15 protein-coding genes are annotated in these 17,519 nt (G+C 47.0%); 10 read left to right on the top strand and 5 right to left on the bottom strand.

Translation table 11 applies throughout. From position 1 onward, the window contains the following. The first annotated feature begins 132 nt into the window (after nt 1-132). Nucleotides 133-1,086, top strand: a complete 954-nt coding sequence (locus ACKU41_RS05755; RefSeq protein ID WP_321404601.1) for a ParB N-terminal domain-containing protein — start codon at nt 133-135, stop codon at nt 1,084-1,086. Nucleotides 1,087-1,225: 139 nt separating this feature from the next. Continuing rightward, nucleotides 1,226-2,326: a spore photoproduct lyase family protein gene (locus ACKU41_RS05750; RefSeq protein WP_321404599.1), complete on the top strand. Its 1,101-nt coding sequence runs from the start codon at nt 1,226-1,228 to the stop codon at nt 2,324-2,326. Nucleotides 2,327-2,382: 56 nt separating this feature from the next. Here ACKU41_RS05750 and ACKU41_RS05745 read toward each other — a convergent pair whose 3' ends face one another. Next, entirely contained in the window at nt 2,383-3,822 is a 1,440-nt protein-coding gene (locus ACKU41_RS05745; RefSeq protein WP_321404597.1) for a caspase family protein, read from the bottom strand. 382 nt (nt 3,823-4,204) lie between these two features. Between ACKU41_RS05745 and ACKU41_RS05740 the strand changes: the two genes are divergently transcribed. The 3 genes from ACKU41_RS05740 to ACKU41_RS05730 all read left to right on the top strand — a co-directional run bounded on the left by ACKU41_RS05740 (nt 4,205) and on the right by ACKU41_RS05730 (nt 5,926). Then, a complete protein-coding gene (locus ACKU41_RS05740; RefSeq protein ID WP_321404596.1) occupies nt 4,205-4,477 on the top strand; it encodes an SHOCT domain-containing protein in 273 nt (90 codons plus the stop codon). Between the two features lie 65 nt (nt 4,478-4,542). After that, complete coding sequence (locus tag ACKU41_RS05735; RefSeq protein WP_319780374.1) at nt 4,543-5,013, top strand: hypothetical protein; 471 nt, start codon at nt 4,543-4,545, stop codon at nt 5,011-5,013. A gap of 166 nt (nt 5,014-5,179) precedes the next feature. Beyond that, a complete protein-coding gene (locus tag ACKU41_RS05730) occupies nt 5,180-5,926 on the top strand; it encodes a transporter substrate-binding domain-containing protein (RefSeq protein ID WP_321404595.1) in 747 nt (248 codons plus the stop codon). Between the two features lie 84 nt (nt 5,927-6,010). Here ACKU41_RS05730 and ACKU41_RS05725 read toward each other — a convergent pair whose 3' ends face one another. The 3 genes from ACKU41_RS05725 to panC all read right to left on the bottom strand — a co-directional run bounded on the left by ACKU41_RS05725 (nt 6,011) and on the right by panC (nt 8,820). Further along, nucleotides 6,011-6,538, bottom strand: coding sequence for a hypothetical protein (locus ACKU41_RS05725; RefSeq protein WP_319780372.1), 528 nt, complete (start codon nt 6,536-6,538; stop codon nt 6,011-6,013). A 137-nt stretch (nt 6,539-6,675) separates the two neighbouring features. Next, nucleotides 6,676-7,845 carry a methionine adenosyltransferase gene (gene metK / locus ACKU41_RS05720; RefSeq protein ID WP_319780371.1) on the bottom strand — a complete coding sequence of 390 codons (1,170 nt, stop codon included), beginning with the start codon at nt 7,843-7,845 and terminating at the stop codon, nt 6,676-6,678. Between the two features lie 126 nt (nt 7,846-7,971). Further along, complete coding sequence (gene panC / locus ACKU41_RS05715; RefSeq protein WP_321404593.1) at nt 7,972-8,820, bottom strand: pantoate--beta-alanine ligase; 849 nt, start codon at nt 8,818-8,820, stop codon at nt 7,972-7,974. Nucleotides 8,821-9,459: 639 nt separating this feature from the next. On the opposite strand from panC, the gene ACKU41_RS05710 reads away from it, so the two are divergent. Then, nucleotides 9,460-9,903, top strand: a complete 444-nt coding sequence (locus tag ACKU41_RS05710; protein ID WP_319780368.1) for an Lrp/AsnC family transcriptional regulator — start codon at nt 9,460-9,462, stop codon at nt 9,901-9,903. Nucleotides 9,904-9,915: 12 nt separating this feature from the next. Here the strand turns inward: ACKU41_RS05710 and ACKU41_RS05705 are convergent, their stop codons facing one another. Beyond that, nucleotides 9,916-11,964 (bottom strand): chemotaxis protein CheW, encoded by a 2,049-nt coding sequence (locus ACKU41_RS05705; RefSeq protein ID WP_321404592.1) that lies wholly within the window; start codon nt 11,962-11,964, stop codon nt 9,916-9,918. Between the two features lie 394 nt (nt 11,965-12,358). On the opposite strand from ACKU41_RS05705, the gene ACKU41_RS05700 reads away from it, so the two are divergent. From ACKU41_RS05700 to ACKU41_RS05685, 4 genes are all read left to right on the top strand, one after another. Beyond that, a complete protein-coding gene (locus tag ACKU41_RS05700) occupies nt 12,359-14,773 on the top strand; it encodes a diguanylate cyclase domain-containing protein (protein ID WP_319780366.1) in 2,415 nt (804 codons plus the stop codon). A gap of 99 nt (nt 14,774-14,872) precedes the next feature. Further along, nucleotides 14,873-15,475 (top strand): lytic transglycosylase domain-containing protein, encoded by a 603-nt coding sequence (locus ACKU41_RS05695; protein ID WP_319780365.1) that lies wholly within the window; start codon nt 14,873-14,875, stop codon nt 15,473-15,475. 6 nt (nt 15,476-15,481) lie between these two features. Next, entirely contained in the window at nt 15,482-15,961 is a 480-nt protein-coding gene (locus tag ACKU41_RS05690) for a chemotaxis protein CheW (RefSeq protein ID WP_319780363.1), read from the top strand. Then, nucleotides 15,954-17,507 (top strand): CheR family methyltransferase, encoded by a 1,554-nt coding sequence (locus ACKU41_RS05685; protein WP_321404591.1) that lies wholly within the window; start codon nt 15,954-15,956, stop codon nt 17,505-17,507. Before ACKU41_RS05690 ends, ACKU41_RS05685 begins: the two co-directional genes overlap by 8 nt. Nucleotides 17,508-17,519 lie beyond the last annotated feature (12 nt).

Genomic DNA, 17,519 nt, shown 5'->3' with positions numbered 1-17,519 from the left:
AACTTATAATTCTTCCTAATAATCCCTATAGGTACAGCCACGCTAACATGTCAAGCGTAGATAATTAATAAAATTTCGTGCATAAATATAAAATAAGAACGATTTTGTTCCGTTTATCGGAGGTAAAATAAATTGAATAATTCCAGTGTTTGCAGTCTCACTCCGGCAGATTTAGACTGCTCCGGATCATGGCTGTTGCACCCCGAAACGCCGGCTGAAAAACTCATTCCATCGCTGAAAAAGCACGGTCAGCTTGTTCCTGTGCTTGCAGTGGAAGAATCGGGTAAAAATATCCTTATCGCAGGCAGGGCAAGGGTTTCTGCAGCTTCGAAACTTGGGTTAAATGTTTTGGTCCGTTTTATTGATGCTGTTGATGACACTCAAAAAGCGGTGTTACATCTTGAAGAAAATTGCACCCGTACGTTAGACGATTCTCTTAAACTGGCGACTATGCGCTTTTTTTGCACCAGAATGGATGCAGCCGAACTGAGCAAAACTGTCGGGCCGTTGCTTTCCATCAAGCCTAAATCTCGGGATATGAAATTCTGGTTGGACTGGATGGAACTTGATCCTGAATATGATGAATTGCTCAGGCTTGGGCATATTCCGCTGGCTGCAGTTTCTGTGTTGATTAAGCTGGATGATAGTGACCGAGCCGCACTGGTCCGTTTTTTTGAAAAGCTGAGCTGGTCCCGCTCCAATGCCGTGAATTTCCTGACCTGGCTATATGAGACCTCCCGGCGTGAGAATAAATCGATCAACGAACTTATTTCCGCACCTGCATTTGAACCCGCATCAGAGAGCGAATCTCCTAAGGATGCGGTGGCACGTTTTTGCAAGGCGGCAAAAGAGTTGCGCTATCCAACTTTGAGCGAACTTGAGAAGGTTCATAACAAGATTGTTTCAGAAGTATGTGCCGGGACTAGGTGGCGGGTAGAGCCTGTGGGCAGCTTCGAGACCGGGGAAGTCATGATCCAGACCCGCTTCAAGAGTCGTGAGATGATGCGGAAAGCCATAGACGATCTTGAGTCGATTGCTAAGTTCAGCGGCTGGGAAGAGTTGTTTGAGCTTGGACGGGATAAGTAGGATTAATTTGATGCGCTGTCGCGCTTTTGATGTAAAGATTTTGCCTCCGGCGGCTTAAACCCTTTGGTAAGGGTTTAAGGATCCCAAACTTTTTTAGTATGGCTTCGCCGCTTCGTGTATTTAGATCAGCGGATTAAAAATGAGTAAAAAAAATGTACTTCCCGATCATCTGAAGGGAATTGAAAAAATATATATTGATCGCAGCATGCAGAAGGTTCCTCTTACCGAGCGGGTTCTTTCGCGTATGCCCGGCCTCCCGGTGGAGGTTGTGGACCCGGATAATTTCCCTCACGGGGAATTGGGTGGAAAGCAGTCTTTGTACTTAAAGGAGTACAAGGGCAAGTTCCTGCGCTTCTGCCCCGGAACCCGCTACTATCATTGTTGCGGATACCGGATCATCCACATCGGCGAGGGCTGCCCTATGGCCTGCTCTTACTGTATTTTGCAGGCTTACTTTCAGGATAACGTACTCAAGGTCTGGGCCAACCAGAATGATTTGTTCGATGAGTTGGGCAAGGCTTTCTCTGCGGATAGTTCCACCCGGTACCGTGTGGGGACCGGAGAATTCACAGATTCCCTCGCCCTTGAAGCTGTTACCGGGTACAGCCGTGATCTGGTGGAGTTCCTCGGTGATTATCCCAATGTCTGTCTTGAGCTGAAATCCAAGATCATTGATCTCTCATGGATGGATGTAGTTAAGCGCACTGATCGTCTGCTCCCGGCTTGGTCGCTCAATGCCCCGTTTGTCAACGAGCATGAGGAGTTCGGGGTTTCTACTCTTATAGAACGCCTTGAAGCTGCCCGTACTTGCGCTGAAGCCGGGTTCCGGGTTTGTCTGCATTTCGATCCCATCATCCGTTTTGACGGCTGGCGAGAAGGGTATGCTGAAATTATCGACATGATTTTCGATTACGTGAAGCCGGAGCAGATCGCTTATTTCAGTCTCGGTTCATTCAGGCATATGCCTCATCTCAAGTCGATAATTGAACAGAATTTTCCGGAAACTACTTACATCTATGATGAATTTATTACCGGAAATGACAACAAGATGCGTCTGCTGCGGCCCTTGCGTCTGCGTCAGTTCAAGTTCATTGTTGACCGACTGCGCAAGCACGGTATGGGCAGGCAACTCTACTTCTGCATGGAATCAACCGAAAACTGGCAGGATGTTTTCGGCTACACACCCAAAGATTTAGGTGGTCTGGGCAAGCATCTTATGAAGCAGGCTTTTAATGATTAGTCGGCCTAACTCATAGGGATTCCGAACAGGCTGAGCTTTCTTGGTCGCCGGAGTCCCTATTTTTCGACAAGTTTTGCGGCGGAATGGATGGTCAGGTATTTGATTTCAGCCTGCAACGGGAACTGGGTATTTTTCTTTACCCAGTCGTAGTTGTCGAGGATAAAGCTCAAATCAAGTTCTTCAGAAGCCGCCGGAGTGGTGGCCAGTTCTTTCCAGTCTGCTGCTCCTGCCGGCTTGAGGCTGAATGTTATTTCATCATCCAGACGGGTGATGCGCAGAGCACCTTCAAATCCTTGTCTACTCGCCCTTGTGTTGTAAATCTTACGTTTTTCAGATCGTTTTTTCTCACCGATTCTTATGAACGGTTTTCGGTAGGCCTTCTGAATTAAAAAGACCAGTGAGTGCTGTTTTCCTTTGCTCAACTTTATCACACAGCTTTGCATCATTTTTGGTGAGGGGGCGAACAGGAATTTGATTCCGACTTCAATGTCGAAATCGCCTCTGAAATTGAAATTACTTTTTATCCCTCCCGTACTTTCTTCCCCTCTGGGAGTCTTCAGAATCAAACCCTCCGGGCCGAAGTTCAAATTAACATTTTCCCCTTTTTCATCCCACATGACATGGTCAAAGTTGTTGAATCTGTCTGTGTAGGGAAATGAAATATTTCTAAGATCGGTTGTCTTGGCCCGTGTTTTTGCCGCCGGCGGCAGGCTTGCAGTCTGAACCGGAGCGAGTGTCTTAGCTTGTGCTTTCAGATTATTCCCTTTGCTGTTGAAATAGAAATAGTCCATCAGCGAGCTGGATTCCCAGGGAATCTGTTTATTGCCAGTCAGCTTGGCTACTTCGATGCGTGCGGCCATGAACATCTGGTTTATGTCCGCTCCAGGTTTGGCGATGTTATTCAGCAGAGCTTTTGTGTAGACCCCGTTTCGTCCGATTCCGTCTGAGGCGGTCTGGCCGGGAGCCGTAGCGTATCCGATGATGGAACCGGGAGGAGCGTCCATGCGGGCCAGCCCTTTTCTGCCGGACCTGAAAGAGCGTGCAAAAGGATTGTCCCGGCAGGCATCAAGCAGCACTATATTTACCTTGTTCCCGGCTTCGTTCATTTTATCCAGCACCCGTCCGGCATTCACGGATTCGTATTTCACATCACTTTCACTGGCTACATTGGCATCTACCGGAATGAGATAATTTTGTCCGTTTATTTGCATGCCATGTCCGGCAAAGTAGAAGAGTCCTGTCTCGGCATTGAAGAGTTGCTGCCCGAATTTTTTGATGGCTGTGTCCATTTCCCGTTGGGTAGCATCGGTCAGCAGGGTTGTTGTGAAACCCAGTTCCTGAAGGGCTGCGCTCATGTCCGTGGCATCATTGACCGGATTGGTCAAAGGTGATGTTGGGTAGGCTGAGTTTCCGATTACAAGGGCAACCTTGGTGTCGGCCAGTGCGTGGGTGGTTGCAAGTATTGCTGCAAGCAGAAACAGTATGATTTTTTTCATGGTTGTCCCTTCAAGTTTTTGTAGTCATGCATAGGGTCTTTTTGCAGATTTTTTCAGTCTAGGGATATGTGATTTGCCTATAATATGCCATATCCGGAGTTTAAAATCGAGCCTGCTGTTTGAGGCATATGCAACTTGTGCAGAGCATTGATTGTGACTTATTTGTAAGTTCTTGTATGTCTGTTGGTATTGGTCTGTTTGAGTATGTTCTATGATGTGTAATCTTATGTATACTAACAGGAATTGTGAAGTTTTTTGTCTGAAAATTGTGAAATAAACTGCACATAAAAGTGCTGTAATTCTTCAGCATACTAATATTCTTGATTATGTTTTGTGGCACACTATATGCTTTGGTTTAGTTAAATCAAATAGGAGGTAAACCATGGAATTTATCAGTGCTATGAGCAATTGGTGTGGTGGTCTTGGCTTCGGTCATGGTGCCGGTTACGGAATGAGTGGCTGGATGCCTTTTCATTTTGGCGGTATTTTGCAGTTGGTGGTGATCGGGTTGATAGTATATTTTACTGTGCGTATGTTTCGCAGGCCGGACGGCGGACCCTCTGCTCCTTCTGCACAGGATGTTTTGAAGAAGAGATATGCAGCAGGTGAAATTGACGAGGATACTTTTAGGCACATGAAGGATGATTTGAAGTAAAGATCAATCTGTTTGATATGCATTCAAACTTGGTATAATAACTCATTTAAAGGGGGATTATACCAATGTCCTTACAAGATTATAAAGTTCGAGTCGATCGCCTTCAGGAGGGGCTTGGGAAAGCCTTTGCCGAAAATCCATTTATTCTGAATATTCCGGGCAAATCCATCGCGCTCAAGGTGGACCCCTATTATTACGTAGCTTTTGAGCCTGCATTTTCTGAAAATTTAAGCCGTTTTGCAGTCATGTTGCCCAAAAATGTCCGCGATACCCTCGTACGGACCGGTAATCTTGTTATAGATCATGAGACCCGCAATCCGATCATCAAAATACGAATGAAGTGGAATGAGCGTTCCTACTCTATGAATGTCTGTTTTGTGGAATCAGGCTTTATTGATCAGGCTCTTAAAATATACGGCGGAGTCAAAGAGGAAATCGGTTTGTCCGAAATTCGCATCCATGGGGCAGAGCGAGAGAGGCTGGAGCAGTTTTTCGGTGAGAGGACGCTATTAAAGAGTGTTGCATTTGTCGAGTGAGGGTGGGCAGCGAATATTTCTGTTGGCAGATTATGAAGAAGTAGAGTCGTGACACGGAATGTGTCACGGCTTTTATTTTATGCGTTGTGTAATAATATAGAAAGTATTATGTAGGAAGTATTAGGTGGGGATGGTTTTGTTGAATGCTGCTTTCGGGGAGTAAGGCATGAAACGTTTTGCTATTTTTTTGGGGATAGCCTTTTTTGTTTTTAGTCCTTTTCTGACAGGAAAAATCAGGGCTGAGACTTTTCGTGTTATGCGTTATTGTGAGTCTTTTCCTCCTTATTATTTTAATTCAGATAGTCCTCAAAGTGGTATTGTACGTGATCTTTTTACGGCGTTAACAAAGGAAACCGGCGATAATTTTGAATTTGTAGATGTTCCGTATAAGCGGGGATTATATAAATTTGATTCCGGACAGGTTGATATAGAACCAATGGCTAATCCTGTTTGGAGGAAACATGCCAAGGTTCCCGGTGTTTACAGTATCCCTTTCGCAGTTTCTGAGCAGATAATCTTATATAATTCCAAGTACTACCAGATGGTAAACATGCCTGATGACTTGCTGGGTGAAACCATAGGGACGGTTTACGGATACACTTATCCTGTCTATGGTCCTTATTTTGAAAAAGGTATGTTAACAGCTTATGCGGTAAAAAATGAGAATAAGCTTGTCCAGATGCTGCTTGCCGGGAGGTTGCACCAGGCTATTATGAACAAAGATTTTGCTATATACGCAGTCAAGGAACGTGATGCTGAGGGGCAGCTTATTGCCAGTGAACCATGTAATTCTGTGAAAATGATGATTCGGTTTCATCCAAGTAAAAAGAAAGCTGTCCCGAGGTTTGATAGAGCGCTTAAAAAATTAATTGCAGATGGTACCATTAATAAAATTTATGAAAAATATCGCTAGCATTTCAGTATGGTTTTCCTTTTGGAAAACAAAAAGCCCGCCAGATCAGATAGTCCGGCGGGCTTTGAATTTTGTGCCTAAAAACTACTGCTTACGTGTCTGGCTCTTGGGACAGGTGTCTTCCAGATAACAGACTTCGCAGCCGCCGGAGTAGGGGAACGGGGTAAATACTGCGTACTGGCGGTTTACAGTGCCTTCCTGATTCCATGTGAGCCCGAGGGCTTCGAAAGCCTTGAGCACTTCTTCACCCGGCTTGGGCAGCGGTGCGCACTTGCCTTCTTCCAACTGCGGTATCAATGACTGTGCTGCAGACATAACAAGGGTAATGGCGAGGTTGTGATGAGCAAGGCCTTCAGTGGGGGTTTCCTGCCAGATGTCTTCTACTGCATCTTCAACTTCTTTTTCGAGGTAGAGCAGCAGGAAGTCAGTTCCTTTAGCGCCTTCGGGTTGCTTCAGGGTGTAAGCTTTAAGATGGGGCAGCCATTTGTTCCAGTACTTTTCAAGGCTTTCCATAAGCGAATGCTCAATACGGGTGGAACCGTTCAGTTCCGCAAAATAAAAAATATTAAAATCCGGGGTCGGTTTTGCTTCGACAATTTCAAAAGCGCTCATATCTTAAATCTCCTAGCTTGCGTTCTGGTTTATGCAAGCAGTTTCTTTACCCGCTAAAGCGTTTTGTCTCAAGTGTAAAAAAATACCCGGAAGCCGAAACTTCCGGGTATTTTTAAGTCAGTGTGATTCTGTTCTGCTTAGATTTTGCAGGCAGTTCTGAGGTCATCTACAGCGTCGGTTTTTTCCCATGTGAAGTTGGGATTGTTGCGACCGAAGTGTCCGTAACAAGCGGAGGGCTTGTAAATGGGACGACGAAGGTCCAGACGCTCGGAGATGTAGTAGGGGCGCAGGTCAAATACTTCCTTGACTGCTTCAGTCAGGGTTTCATCGGAGACTTCGCCGGTACCGTGGGAGGTAGCCAGAACAGATACGGGCTCTGCAACACCGATTGCGTATGCAACCTGAACTTCCGCACGCTCGGCAAGGCCAGCAGCTACGATGTTCTTGGCGATGTAACGGGCCATGTATGCGCCGGAACGGTCAACTTTGGACGGGTCCTTACCGGAGAAAGCACCGCCGCCGTGGTTGCCCATGCCGCCGTAGGTGTCGTTGATGATTTTACGACCGGTCAGGCCGCAGTCACCCATGGGACCGCCGATTACGAAGCGGCCAGTGGTGTTGATGTAGATTTTAGTAGCATCATCAACCATGTCTGCGGGCAGGGTAGCCAGAACAACTTCACGTTTAATATCTTCGTAAATCTGTTCCTGCTCAATGCCGTCATCGTGCTGGGCAGCGATAACGACGTCAGCGATGCGGACAGGTCTGCCGTTGAAGTATTCGAAGGAGACTTCTGTTTTTCCGTCAGGACGAAGATAGGAAATAGTCTTGTCTTTACGCACTTCGGTCAGCTTTTTGGAAAGCTTGTGGGACCAGTAGATGGGGGCAGGCATGAGGGTATCGGTTTCTTTGCAGGCAAAACCGAACATCATGCCCTGGTCACCGGCACCCTGGCTTTCAGGAGTGTTGCGGTCAACGCCCTGAGCGATGTCAACGGACTGTTTGTCGATAGAAGAAATAACAGCACAAGTGTCAGCGTCGAATCCCATGTCGGAATGTACATAGCCGATTTCGCGGATGGTATCGCGAACAATAGCGGGGAAGTCGGCGTATCCTGCGGTGGAGATTTCACCTGCGATGAATGCCATTCCGGTGGTTACCAGAGTTTCACAAGCGACGCGGGAGTTGGGGTCCTGCTCAAGCAGGCAGTCGAGAATTGCGTCGGAAATCTGGTCGGCCACTTTATCGGGGTGACCTTCGGTTACTGATTCAGAGGTAAAAAAGTACTTGCCTTTGCTGCTGATCATTTAAAAGTTCCTCCTGGAATTAATTGGCGGGGTAAATGTTATTCGAAACCGTTTTTCGGTAACTCCCCGAAATATATAGTTCAAAATTACTATATAACTAAACTTGCATATAAGAATGAAGACACCTTACACTTTTATGAGCAGGTTGTCTATCAATCTTGCCTTTCCAACCTGCACTGCCACCGCACAAAGCGCACTTTCATCAACTTTTTTAAGGATATTGATATTTTCCGGGTCTACAATTTCGATATAGTCAACGCTACAGCCGGGAATGCTTTCCGCATAAAAATCAGCAAGGTCTGCTTTCAGCTTTGCCGGGTCTGTTTCACCGCCAGCCACCTGATCCCGCATTTTTTTCAATCCTTTTTGAAGGTTGGGGGCCACTGATTTTTCTTCGGCAGTCAGGTAAACGTTGCGGGAACTCATGGCCAGCCCGGATTCTTCTCGTACAATCTCATGCCCCTGCACGTTCACAGGAATATTCAGATCGCGGACCATTCTTTTGATGAGCGCCAACTGCTGCCAATCTTTCTGTCCGAATACGGCAATATGTGGTTGGGCGGTCATAAACAACTTGGTCACTACTGTTGCCACGCCTCGAAAATGAACAGGCCGTGATTTGCCGCAGAGGTTGGCGGCAAGGTCGGGAACTTCTACCCATGTGCAGTGGTCTTCGAAATACATATCATCACGTGCCGGGGTGAAGAGGATATCCACTCCGTGTTCTTCGGCAAGTCTGGAGTCCCGCTCCAGATCATGAGGGTAGGCATCTAGGTCTTCGTTTTCTCCGAACTGGGTTGGGTTCACAAAAAGGCTGACGATGAGTACGTCGCATTGCTTTCGTGCTGCATCCATAAGGCTCAAGTGTCCTTCATGAAAATATCCCATGGTAGGTACAAGACCGATTTTTTTGCCGTCGTTGCGAAGCATGAGGCAAAGATTCTGAAGTTCCTGCGGATTATTGATTGTTTCCATTTTTTCAAACCCTGATAGTTTGGTTTTTGGTAGTGTGAGGCTTAATTCAATGTATGGAAGATTAGAAAATCCGTTTACGCTGATCGCTGCCTGCTGTCTATAGCATGGTGGGCTGTGGGCGCGCTTTAGTTCTATTGGAGTGAATTTGGTTGTTGACGGGAAGGTTGGTTTGAGAAAGCCGCGCAGCAGAACTTATTTGCAAAAGGGGTAATAATGCGTCTTGTGTGCCTATTCTGCTGCGCGGCTTTTATTTCAGAACCTAATCGCCGGGGAAGGTCGATGTGGAAGTTCTGGAGGGTGTTGGAGTTCTTATTTATTGAGTGGTAAATCTTTCTTAATTGTATAAGACCTAGGCATGTGCAGTCTGGCCTGTATGCAGTAAATCGCTTCAAAGTATGTTTTAATAGCTGTGGCCAGCCTGCTGTTTTTTAAAGCAAAACTCATGGGTTACTCCTTATCTGGTGACCGTCAGGGTAATTGCGGACACGCTGTTTATTGTTTACTGCTTTTTGGTCTTTTTGTGCAAATATTTTTCACGAAAGCTTTATTTTTTCAAAAAATGTGCATATAAGTTTCAATATATGCTTTTAGTTTGAAATAATGAGTGCTTTTAGACATTAAACTGCAAAGAGTTTGCACATGATAAAGCTTGATGATGTTGACCGGCAGATAGTTGCCGCGCTTCAGGATAACGGAAGGATTTCAAATAAAGAGGTAGCCGAATTGGTAAACCTTACTCATTCAAGCTGTTCGCGAAGGATTTCGCGCTTGGAAAGAGATGGGGTTATCGTCGGCTATCGCGCACTGACAGACCGCATGAAGCTTGGTTATTCTGTCCGCGCGTATTGCGGAGTATTTCGTGATGCAAGTGTGGGCTGGAAAGAGCTTGCTGAGGAATTGGCTCGGATTGAAGGAGTCGTCAGCGTCTTTGCTGTTTCCGGGGATGTTGATTTGATGGTTGAGATTGTTGCCCACGACATGCAGCACTACTCATCCGTGGTTATGAAGGAGTTCGCTGATACTAAAGGAGTTAACGCTACCCGAAGTACTTTTGTTCTGGAAGAGGTGAAGTCCATTTATTGATGCGGATGCGGATTAAATCCGCACCCGAACCATGCAAAGCACATCATTTTTATAGCTTCCGTCCCGCTTATATTCGCGATACCCGGCGGAATGGGCACAACCGACTGCATAGAGCGATCCGTCCTCCTCTACCAGTTTAACTGCGGATTCCCCGTTTTTCAGTTGAGTGAAATCCGGGTCAATGGTTATGTTTTCACCCGGTTTTCGTTCAGGGTTGGTGGCGGAAATCAGTTTGCCGCCTGGTTCCACGAACATGCCTTCCGCCCCTTCAATGATTCTGCCCTGCCCGTCTTGAGGAAGTACATCTCCCAGCATAGCTTTGAATTCCGGTTCTGAGTCGAAGACGATACCGATGCCGCCTAGTACACGGGACGAATCTTCATGGTCGGTAATGGATGCATTGTATATATAAGTATACCGGTTTTGCCCGTCTGTGGCGTAGAGATCGGTTTTGATGAAATCGGAAACGCAGTAGAGCTGTGAGTCGGTTATCCGCAGTGCTTCGGATACATACCCTGCATTCAGTATACGGCCTTCCTTGTTGTATTCACTGGGATTGGAGCACGCTAGGATTTTTCCAGAGCGGTCATAAATGAACAGGTTGGTGTAAACCGTGTAAAGACTGTTGATGTAGCCCAGAATTTTACACATCCGGTCCCGGTCTGCGTCCTCTATGGTCGGTTTTGCGAGAATGGTTTTGAAGTCTGAGGTCAATGCCCACCAACGGCAGTCGTTTGCGCGCTCATAGAGGTTGCGGTCCATTATATCAATGGCAAGCCGGGCAAGAAATTGAGTGTCATGCAGTCTTGATGCAGTCACAAGCTGCAGAAGTTCGTCGGTGGAGTGCTGGAAAACACTCTGAACCTGATCACCGATTTTTTTGATTTCGTTTAGGATATGCGGCAGGGCTCGGCCTTCCATCTGCTCGACAGGATTGGGTTCAATGCATTTTTTGGCAGCCATTATTTCGCCGTTCTGAACTACGAGTTCAAGGTCTGAGAGAACGTTTTCCGAGGATTCTTCCACTTGGGTCAATCTTCCTGAAAAGTGGGCTTTGCCACGGATTGCCTCTGCGTCAAATGACTTATCATTGCTGCCGCTGAAAGCCGTTTCCATTTTTTTTAGGACATGACCATACCATGGGAGTCCGAAAAAACCTTGATATCCTTTAGTCTTGACTGTTTTAGAAAGATACGGTGTCTCATTGATGCTGATAATCTGAAAGTCTTCATCCAGATTCATGTCCAGTCTTTTCCCTGTGGGAATTGTACCGGTATCACTGGATGCAATTGCGTTTCCGCGTTCATCAAGAACAATGAGAATTGTGTCATTTGAAAAGTCACTTAAATTTTCAAATACCCCGGCCATTTCTCCGGCAAAATCAAAAATAAGACACAAGATGCCGAGGTTTTCCCCTGTGTCAGGGGACTTGATTGCCTGCGAGTATATCAGGATTTCACCTGCATCCGGGGCCAGATCACTGGCTCTGTATGTTTCTACGTAATCCTTGGCTTTAAAAGTTTTAGATATCAGAGGGTCTCTGGATGCCGAAATTCTATTGTTCTGGTCAAGGTGGGCGCATACACGTCCTGCTGTATCCAGAATCACAATTTCATTATATACCGTGTATTTATCCCTATATTCACGAAGCCTGTCTTCGATGATAGATGTGTCATGGCTGGTTCTTTCCGGATTGGATAAAAAGCGGACCAGGTCATCATCTGTGGCGAGGAATCCGACATCTGCAGTTCTTTCAAAGAGGTTTCTTTTAAGAATGTCGATGACGACCTGCGCGACTGCGGAGATTTCCTGAACTACTTTATTCGTGTTTTCCTTGATCAGGATTTCAATCAGATTCTGCTTGAGGCCTGAAAAATTCTCCTGAGTTTTAATTATAAAATCGATCAGTGTCTGCGCAATTCTGCTGCAATTAATTTTCCCGGTCATGGTGGCCATGGTCCACTGCCGGTCAAGTCGTGTCAGCCTTGACATACAGTTGGATGTGGCAGGCATAACCTTTAGCAGCTGTCTTGAGTGTTTTTCTATCAGTGTAGGGTCCATTGAGCTCTCGTTTGTAAAGTAGTGTAGGGTGAAATTACAAATATGTGTGTTTGCGGCTCACCAAACTGCAAATAATTATTGGGTTTTTGCAATTAGCGTGCAAAAATGTAGATTGGTGTCATTCGAAAAGATTCAAAAGTGTAGTTAACCATTGAGCTTAGTAGATTTAGCTGAAATGCTCCGGAGTGGAGCTGGTTAATAAAAAAATGGTTTTCGTATAATAATATAATGCCAAATGATTTGAATTTGAGTTATTATGTTAAAAGTTATTAGTATGTCTTACAAAATTGTAGATTTTTTAATAAGGTGCGGAATTGCCATTTAATAAAGTAATCTGCCCGCTGTACCATCTCCCTGCTTGTCTTGAATCTCCATGCGGGTTATGTCCCTGCCTATGAACAAGGATAATCTCTTCACCGCCGGAATAAGTCTTTCCCCACAGGATTTGATCCTCTACGAGCACACACTCAAGGACCTCATTCAGGAATTTCTGCCTTTTGAATCTTATAGTCTTTATTTTCCAAAGCCTGCCAAAGGGCAGTTCCGGGCCAAACTTGAGGCCCGCTACAGTGCCGAGGAAGCTCAACTCATGCTTCCTTTGCGTTTGCGTGGACGTGATCTTTGTTATTTTATTGCACGCGGGGTGGAGCTGGAAGCCCCGGAGGCTTTGCCTCCTTATCTTGAAGCCTTGGCTTCCTGTTCACTGGAAAAGATACTTCTTTATAAAGGGTCAATAACCGACAGGCTTACCGGTTTGGCGACCCGTGATTATTTCATGTCCAAACTGAATAAGGAATTGGACCTGATTCAGAATTGCATGATGCCCACTACAGGTGGGTGCAAGGATCCCGGAATACCTACTTTCAGTGGCTCTGTCGGCGTAGTTGTTCTTGATATGGATTATTTTCAGCGCATCAATGACCGTTATGGTTACGGGCTGGGCGACACAATTATAGCTGATCTTGCCTCCCGTATTAATGAGGTTGTTACCGAGTCTGTGATCTGTGCACGCATATTTGATGACAAGTTTGCTTTTCTGATCCCGGACGGACGGCCCAAAGCCTGCGCTAAGCTTGCTGAGGAGTTGCGTGCACTGGTGGAGAGTTTTCCTGTTAAAGATCCTGTGACCGGGGACGTAATTAAAATAAGCGTAAGTGCAGGATACGCCAACTATCCGCAGTCCCTTTCCGGTCCTCATTTCAAGCGTTCCGCAGACGAACAGGCCCGCATTCTCATGCGTAAAGCCCATAAGGCTGTGGCAACTGCCAAAGATTTCGGGCGTAATTGTGTTTTTGCCTATTCCGATATTTTGCAGAAGGGTGCCAAGGTTCTGGAAGTTTTGCCTTTGCAGCGTCTTGCTTTGTCCATCGGGCAGAGTGTGGATGCCCGTGAGGGGGCGCGTTTCCTGGTTTGGTCTCCGGATTACCAATCCGGTACGCAGGCCCGTCTGACCGAGGATGAACGTATTTCCGGAACCTACCCCACGATGTATAAGGCCGAGGTTGTCATTATAGAGGTGCAGGAGGAAATCGCTTTTGCGGAGATTTTGCATCTGAGCGACCCGGCATGGCCCGTGACAGAGGGCGACAGACTGACTCTGCTCAATGAAAAAGACAGCTTTTTTGATGCCCAGGCAGGACCGGAAGCAAACTCTTCCCCGCAGCGCGATATGATCACCGGCTTGTTCAGCTACAAGGAGTTCATTGGCCGCTATAGCCGCATGCGTCAGAATCTGGATAAATTTTCCGTAGCTGTTTTGCGCCTGGCAACAAATCCTGCGGAGCAGGGGGGTAATTTTCAGAAGCTGACCGATGCACAGGTGCAGAAAGTGGCTTCACGGGCTGAAACTTTTTTTGCCGAATCATGCATGGGCGGACGATACAGCCTGAACAGCCTGATTTATTTTTTCCCGCACGGTGAAGCTGACGCGGTAATGGAAAATGTGCTGCGTCTGGTGCGCGAGTGTGTGGATGATTTTGAAATTGAACTTGCAGCCGGAGTAGCTTCCTTTCCTTTCCTCAATTACAGGCGCAGTGAAATTCTTGAGAATTGCCGTAAAGGGCTGGACCATTCGCTAATGCTTGAGAAGCCCATGGTGGCTCAGTTCGATTCCGTTTCGTTGAATATTTCCGCTGACCGTCTTTACGTGGATGGTGATATTTATGGGGCAATCGAGGAGTTCCGGCTGGCTCTGCTGGCAGATTCCGACAACATACTTGCCCGTAATTCCCTTGGTATCTGCTACGCGCAGGTGGGAAAACCGGAGCAGGCTCGTAAGCAGTTTGAAGAAGTTCTCGATATTACGCCCAAAAATATTATGGCCTTGTATAATCTGGGCTGGACCTGTCAGATGTTAGGCAGCATGGACAAGGCCCGCGAAGCTTATGAAAAGTGTCTTGAGCTGGAGCCGGAGAACGTGTTTTCCCTTGTAAGGCTGGGAGTTCTTGCCGAGCAGGACAGGGGATTGGACGAGGCCGAGCAGTATTATCTCAAGGCCGCCGGCCTCAAAGGCGGAGATGCCTTGACCATGCGTCATCTGGCCCGCCTGTCTTACGCTCGCGGCGACATGGACAAGGCCCGCGAATATCTGCATCAGGCCTTGAACGTCAATCACAACGATGCCTCGGCTATGAATATGCTGGCCCGCATTTATCTCAAAAAAGGCGAGGATCCGCAGGTTGCTGAAGTGTTGGCCCGTCAGAGTGCGGCGCTCAAACCTTCAAAGGAGCAGTTCTGGGAAACTCTGGCAAAGGCCCTTGAAGTACAGGAAAAATTTGAGGAAGCCGAGCAGGTAAGATCCAGATTTTAAGTATGGTGCCTCCGGCGTCTGGTGTTTTTTTCAGACTTTGCCGTATTAATCTGTGAAGTTGGCTGATGTTTGAACTGCTTTCTGGGATGCTGATAGTTAATGTCCAGATTTATTGTAGCCCTTTATTTAATCCTTTGCGGAGCCATATTATTTAGGACAATAATTCCTTTTGATGCGGAACGTGAGTATTCTCCTGTTCAGCGTCATGAAGTGCAGCAGCGTATGAAAGTTGCCGAGCGGGAGAGGGTCCCGGTGCCGCCTCTCTTCGGGCAGGTGGCTGAAGAATTTTCCCTGCATCCGGAAATTTTGAATGCCATTGCTGATCACGAAAGCGGCTACAATCCATGGGCCTTGAATATTGAGGGCAGAAGTGTGTATCCTGAAACCCGTGAAGAGGCTCTTGCCATAATCGAAAAATATCAGGGCAGGAGTTATGACGTGGGGTTGATGCAGGTTAATTCCTACTGGATACGGAAATTCAAGCTCAGTCCTGCAGAAGCTCTTGAACCGGAGGAAAACCTACGTCTCGGGGCTTGGATTTTACGTTACTGCCTTGACCGTTACGGTTACAACTGGCGTGCGATCGGAGCCTATCATACCGGATCGCCGAATAACCTGCCGGGCCGGGCAAGGGCTTATGCGGTGAAGGTTATGAAAAAATATAATGCGCTTATGGAAAAGTCCGGTCAGGCCGGAAAGTGATGGTCTATGAAGACTGATGATTACATTGTTTTCGAGGTTGATACGGTAAAATTCGCCCTGCCTTCTGTAGATGTAGACCGGGTTGAACGGGCCGTTATGCTTACCCCGGTTCCCGATTCTCCTGAGCCGGTTCTCGGCGTGGTTAATTATGGGGGTGATGTTGTTCCAGTGCTGGGCTTGCGGGGCAGGATCGGTACTGAAGAACGTGATGTAATTCCCAGCGACAGACTTATTTTCAGTTTTGCCCATGGGCGGCGCATGGCTTTGCTTGCGGATCGGATCAGCGATGTGCTGGAAATTAATCCAGGTACAGTGAGAAGTGCGGATGAAATCTGGCCCGGAGTTTCTTTTCTGAAATCCTTTGCCGGGCTGGGCGCGGATGTAATTCTGGTGCAGGAGATTGGGGCGCTGCTTGATCCTGATCAGGAACGGGACTTAGCTGAAGCTATTGCGGCCATGGCAGAGGAGTCCGCATCAGATGATTAATTCCTTGACTGAAGACAGGATCTGCAAACTTGCGGATATGGTTCGCCATAGGTTCGGGTTGGATTTTGCCCCGAATAGGTGGAAGGACCTGCGTACCGCTGTAATCCTTTTTCACAGGGAAGAGTCTCCGGCCAATACCGTAACTGCTTCGGACTGTCTTGACCATATCCTTTCCAGATCAGTCGGGGATAAGGATCTTGAACAATTTATTAACCGCCTTACCATAGGCGAGACCTTCTTTTTTCGAGACAGCAAGGCGCTAAACGTACTTGAGCATGAGATCCTGCGTAAGCTTAGCGGAACGGGGAGCGGTATCAATGGGGCAATCAGGATATGGTCTACGGCCTGTTCCACCGGGGAGGAACCTTATACCATTGCCATGATCTGCCGCCGGTCCGGATTGAAGGCGGACATTTACGGAACCGATATTGACAGCCACGCTTTGATCAAGGCGCAGGAAGGATGTTATCGAAGATGGTCTTTCCGTTCGGCGGATACTGGGTTCAGGGATATATTTTTCAGGAAGGTCGGCGCGAATTCCTATCTCATTGATTCTTCAATTAAAAAAATGGTCAATCTGTCGCGTTTGAATCTTATGGATTCGGCTGTCCCGACTTCGCTCATGGATATGGATGTGGTTCTTTGCCGCAACGTACTTATGTATTTTTCTCCAAGTGGAGTTAATAATGTACTTGATAAAATATGGAATTGCCTGACTCCCGGAGGGTGGCTTATTGCCACGCCAAGTGAGTCTGCCTTGTTAACGAGCCATGGAAAATTCGAACCTGTAAATCTAGACGGTGCTCTTTTTTTTAGGAAGAATGAGCAGTACAAGCCTTTCCGTATTGATTTTACAGACCAAAGCCCCTGTCATGGCGATCATGATTTTCATTTTGCTTTTCCCGGGCTCTGTTTCGGTGAGCAGTCGCAGGAAGAAGTCGGTACATTTGCTGAAATAGATATTCCCATCCATGAGCCTGAAGATACTCCTGTTGAACAAGCGGAGGAGAACTGTCCGGTTGCGGGTGAAGATGTTGACGGAGCCAGGCTTTTGGAACAGGGGCAGAATCTGCGTTTGCAAGGTGATTTTGCCGGGGCCTTGGCCTGTTATGATAGAATTATCGGTCAGGAACATGCGCAGGACATTCGTGCTGCTGCGCTACTCGAAATAGCCGGGGTGAAGGCCGATTCCGGTTTTGCGGATGAAGCCGCCCGGTGGTGCGAAAGAGCAATTGAGTTGGACCGTATTGCTCCCCAAGCTCATTTTCTGCTTGGTCAGATATGCCTGCAGCAGGGTGATCGGGATCGTGCTGTAGCTGAAATGAGAAATGCAGTCTTCTTGGACAGCGGTTTTATAATGGGGCATGTGCTGCTTGGAAATGTTTATCTTGAAAACAAGGATAAAAATGCAGCCCTTCGGCATTTTAGAATTGCCTTGCAGGAATTGGAGAAAGTTGAACACGATGAAACTGTTCCTTTTTCCGACAACATTACAGCCGGACGCTTGATGGAAATGGTGCGGCTGGTCAAGGATCATACGGTTTAGCAGGATTCATTC

The sequence above is a fragment of the Maridesulfovibrio sp. genome, assembly GCF_963678865.1.
Classification (GTDB): domain Bacteria; phylum Desulfobacterota; class Desulfovibrionia; order Desulfovibrionales; family Desulfovibrionaceae; genus Maridesulfovibrio.
The sequence above is the reverse complement of the archived record's forward strand: the minus strand, read 5'-3'. Positions and strand labels throughout refer to the sequence as shown.

Bases quoted from the DNA above. Each gene is read 5' to 3' on its own strand.
- ACKU41_RS05750 (WP_321404599.1), top strand. From the start codon at position 1,226: ATGAGTAAAAAAAATGTACTTCCCGATCATCTGAAGGGAATTGAAAAA.
- ACKU41_RS05745 (WP_321404597.1), bottom strand. From the start codon at position 3,822: ATGAAAAAAATCATACTGTTTCTGCTTGCAGCAATACTTGCAACCACC.
- ACKU41_RS05740 (WP_321404596.1), top strand. From the start codon at position 4,205: ATGGAATTTATCAGTGCTATGAGCAATTGGTGTGGTGGTCTTGGCTTC.
- ACKU41_RS05735 (WP_319780374.1), top strand. From the start codon at position 4,543: ATGTCCTTACAAGATTATAAAGTTCGAGTCGATCGCCTTCAGGAGGGG.
- ACKU41_RS05730 (WP_321404595.1), top strand. From the start codon at position 5,180: ATGAAACGTTTTGCTATTTTTTTGGGGATAGCCTTTTTTGTTTTTAGT.
- ACKU41_RS05725 (WP_319780372.1), bottom strand. From the start codon at position 6,538: ATGAGCGCTTTTGAAATTGTCGAAGCAAAACCGACCCCGGATTTTAAT.
- metK (WP_319780371.1), bottom strand. From the start codon at position 7,845: ATGATCAGCAGCAAAGGCAAGTACTTTTTTACCTCTGAATCAGTAACC.
- panC (WP_321404593.1), bottom strand. From the start codon at position 8,820: ATGGAAACAATCAATAATCCGCAGGAACTTCAGAATCTTTGCCTCATG.
- ACKU41_RS05710 (WP_319780368.1), top strand. From the start codon at position 9,460: ATGATAAAGCTTGATGATGTTGACCGGCAGATAGTTGCCGCGCTTCAG.
- ACKU41_RS05705 (WP_321404592.1), bottom strand. From the start codon at position 11,964: ATGGACCCTACACTGATAGAAAAACACTCAAGACAGCTGCTAAAGGTT.
- ACKU41_RS05700 (WP_319780366.1), top strand. From the start codon at position 12,359: ATGAACAAGGATAATCTCTTCACCGCCGGAATAAGTCTTTCCCCACAG.
- ACKU41_RS05695 (WP_319780365.1), top strand. From the start codon at position 14,873: ATGTCCAGATTTATTGTAGCCCTTTATTTAATCCTTTGCGGAGCCATA.
- ACKU41_RS05690 (WP_319780363.1), top strand. From the start codon at position 15,482: ATGAAGACTGATGATTACATTGTTTTCGAGGTTGATACGGTAAAATTC.
- ACKU41_RS05685 (WP_321404591.1), top strand. From the start codon at position 15,954: ATGATTAATTCCTTGACTGAAGACAGGATCTGCAAACTTGCGGATATG.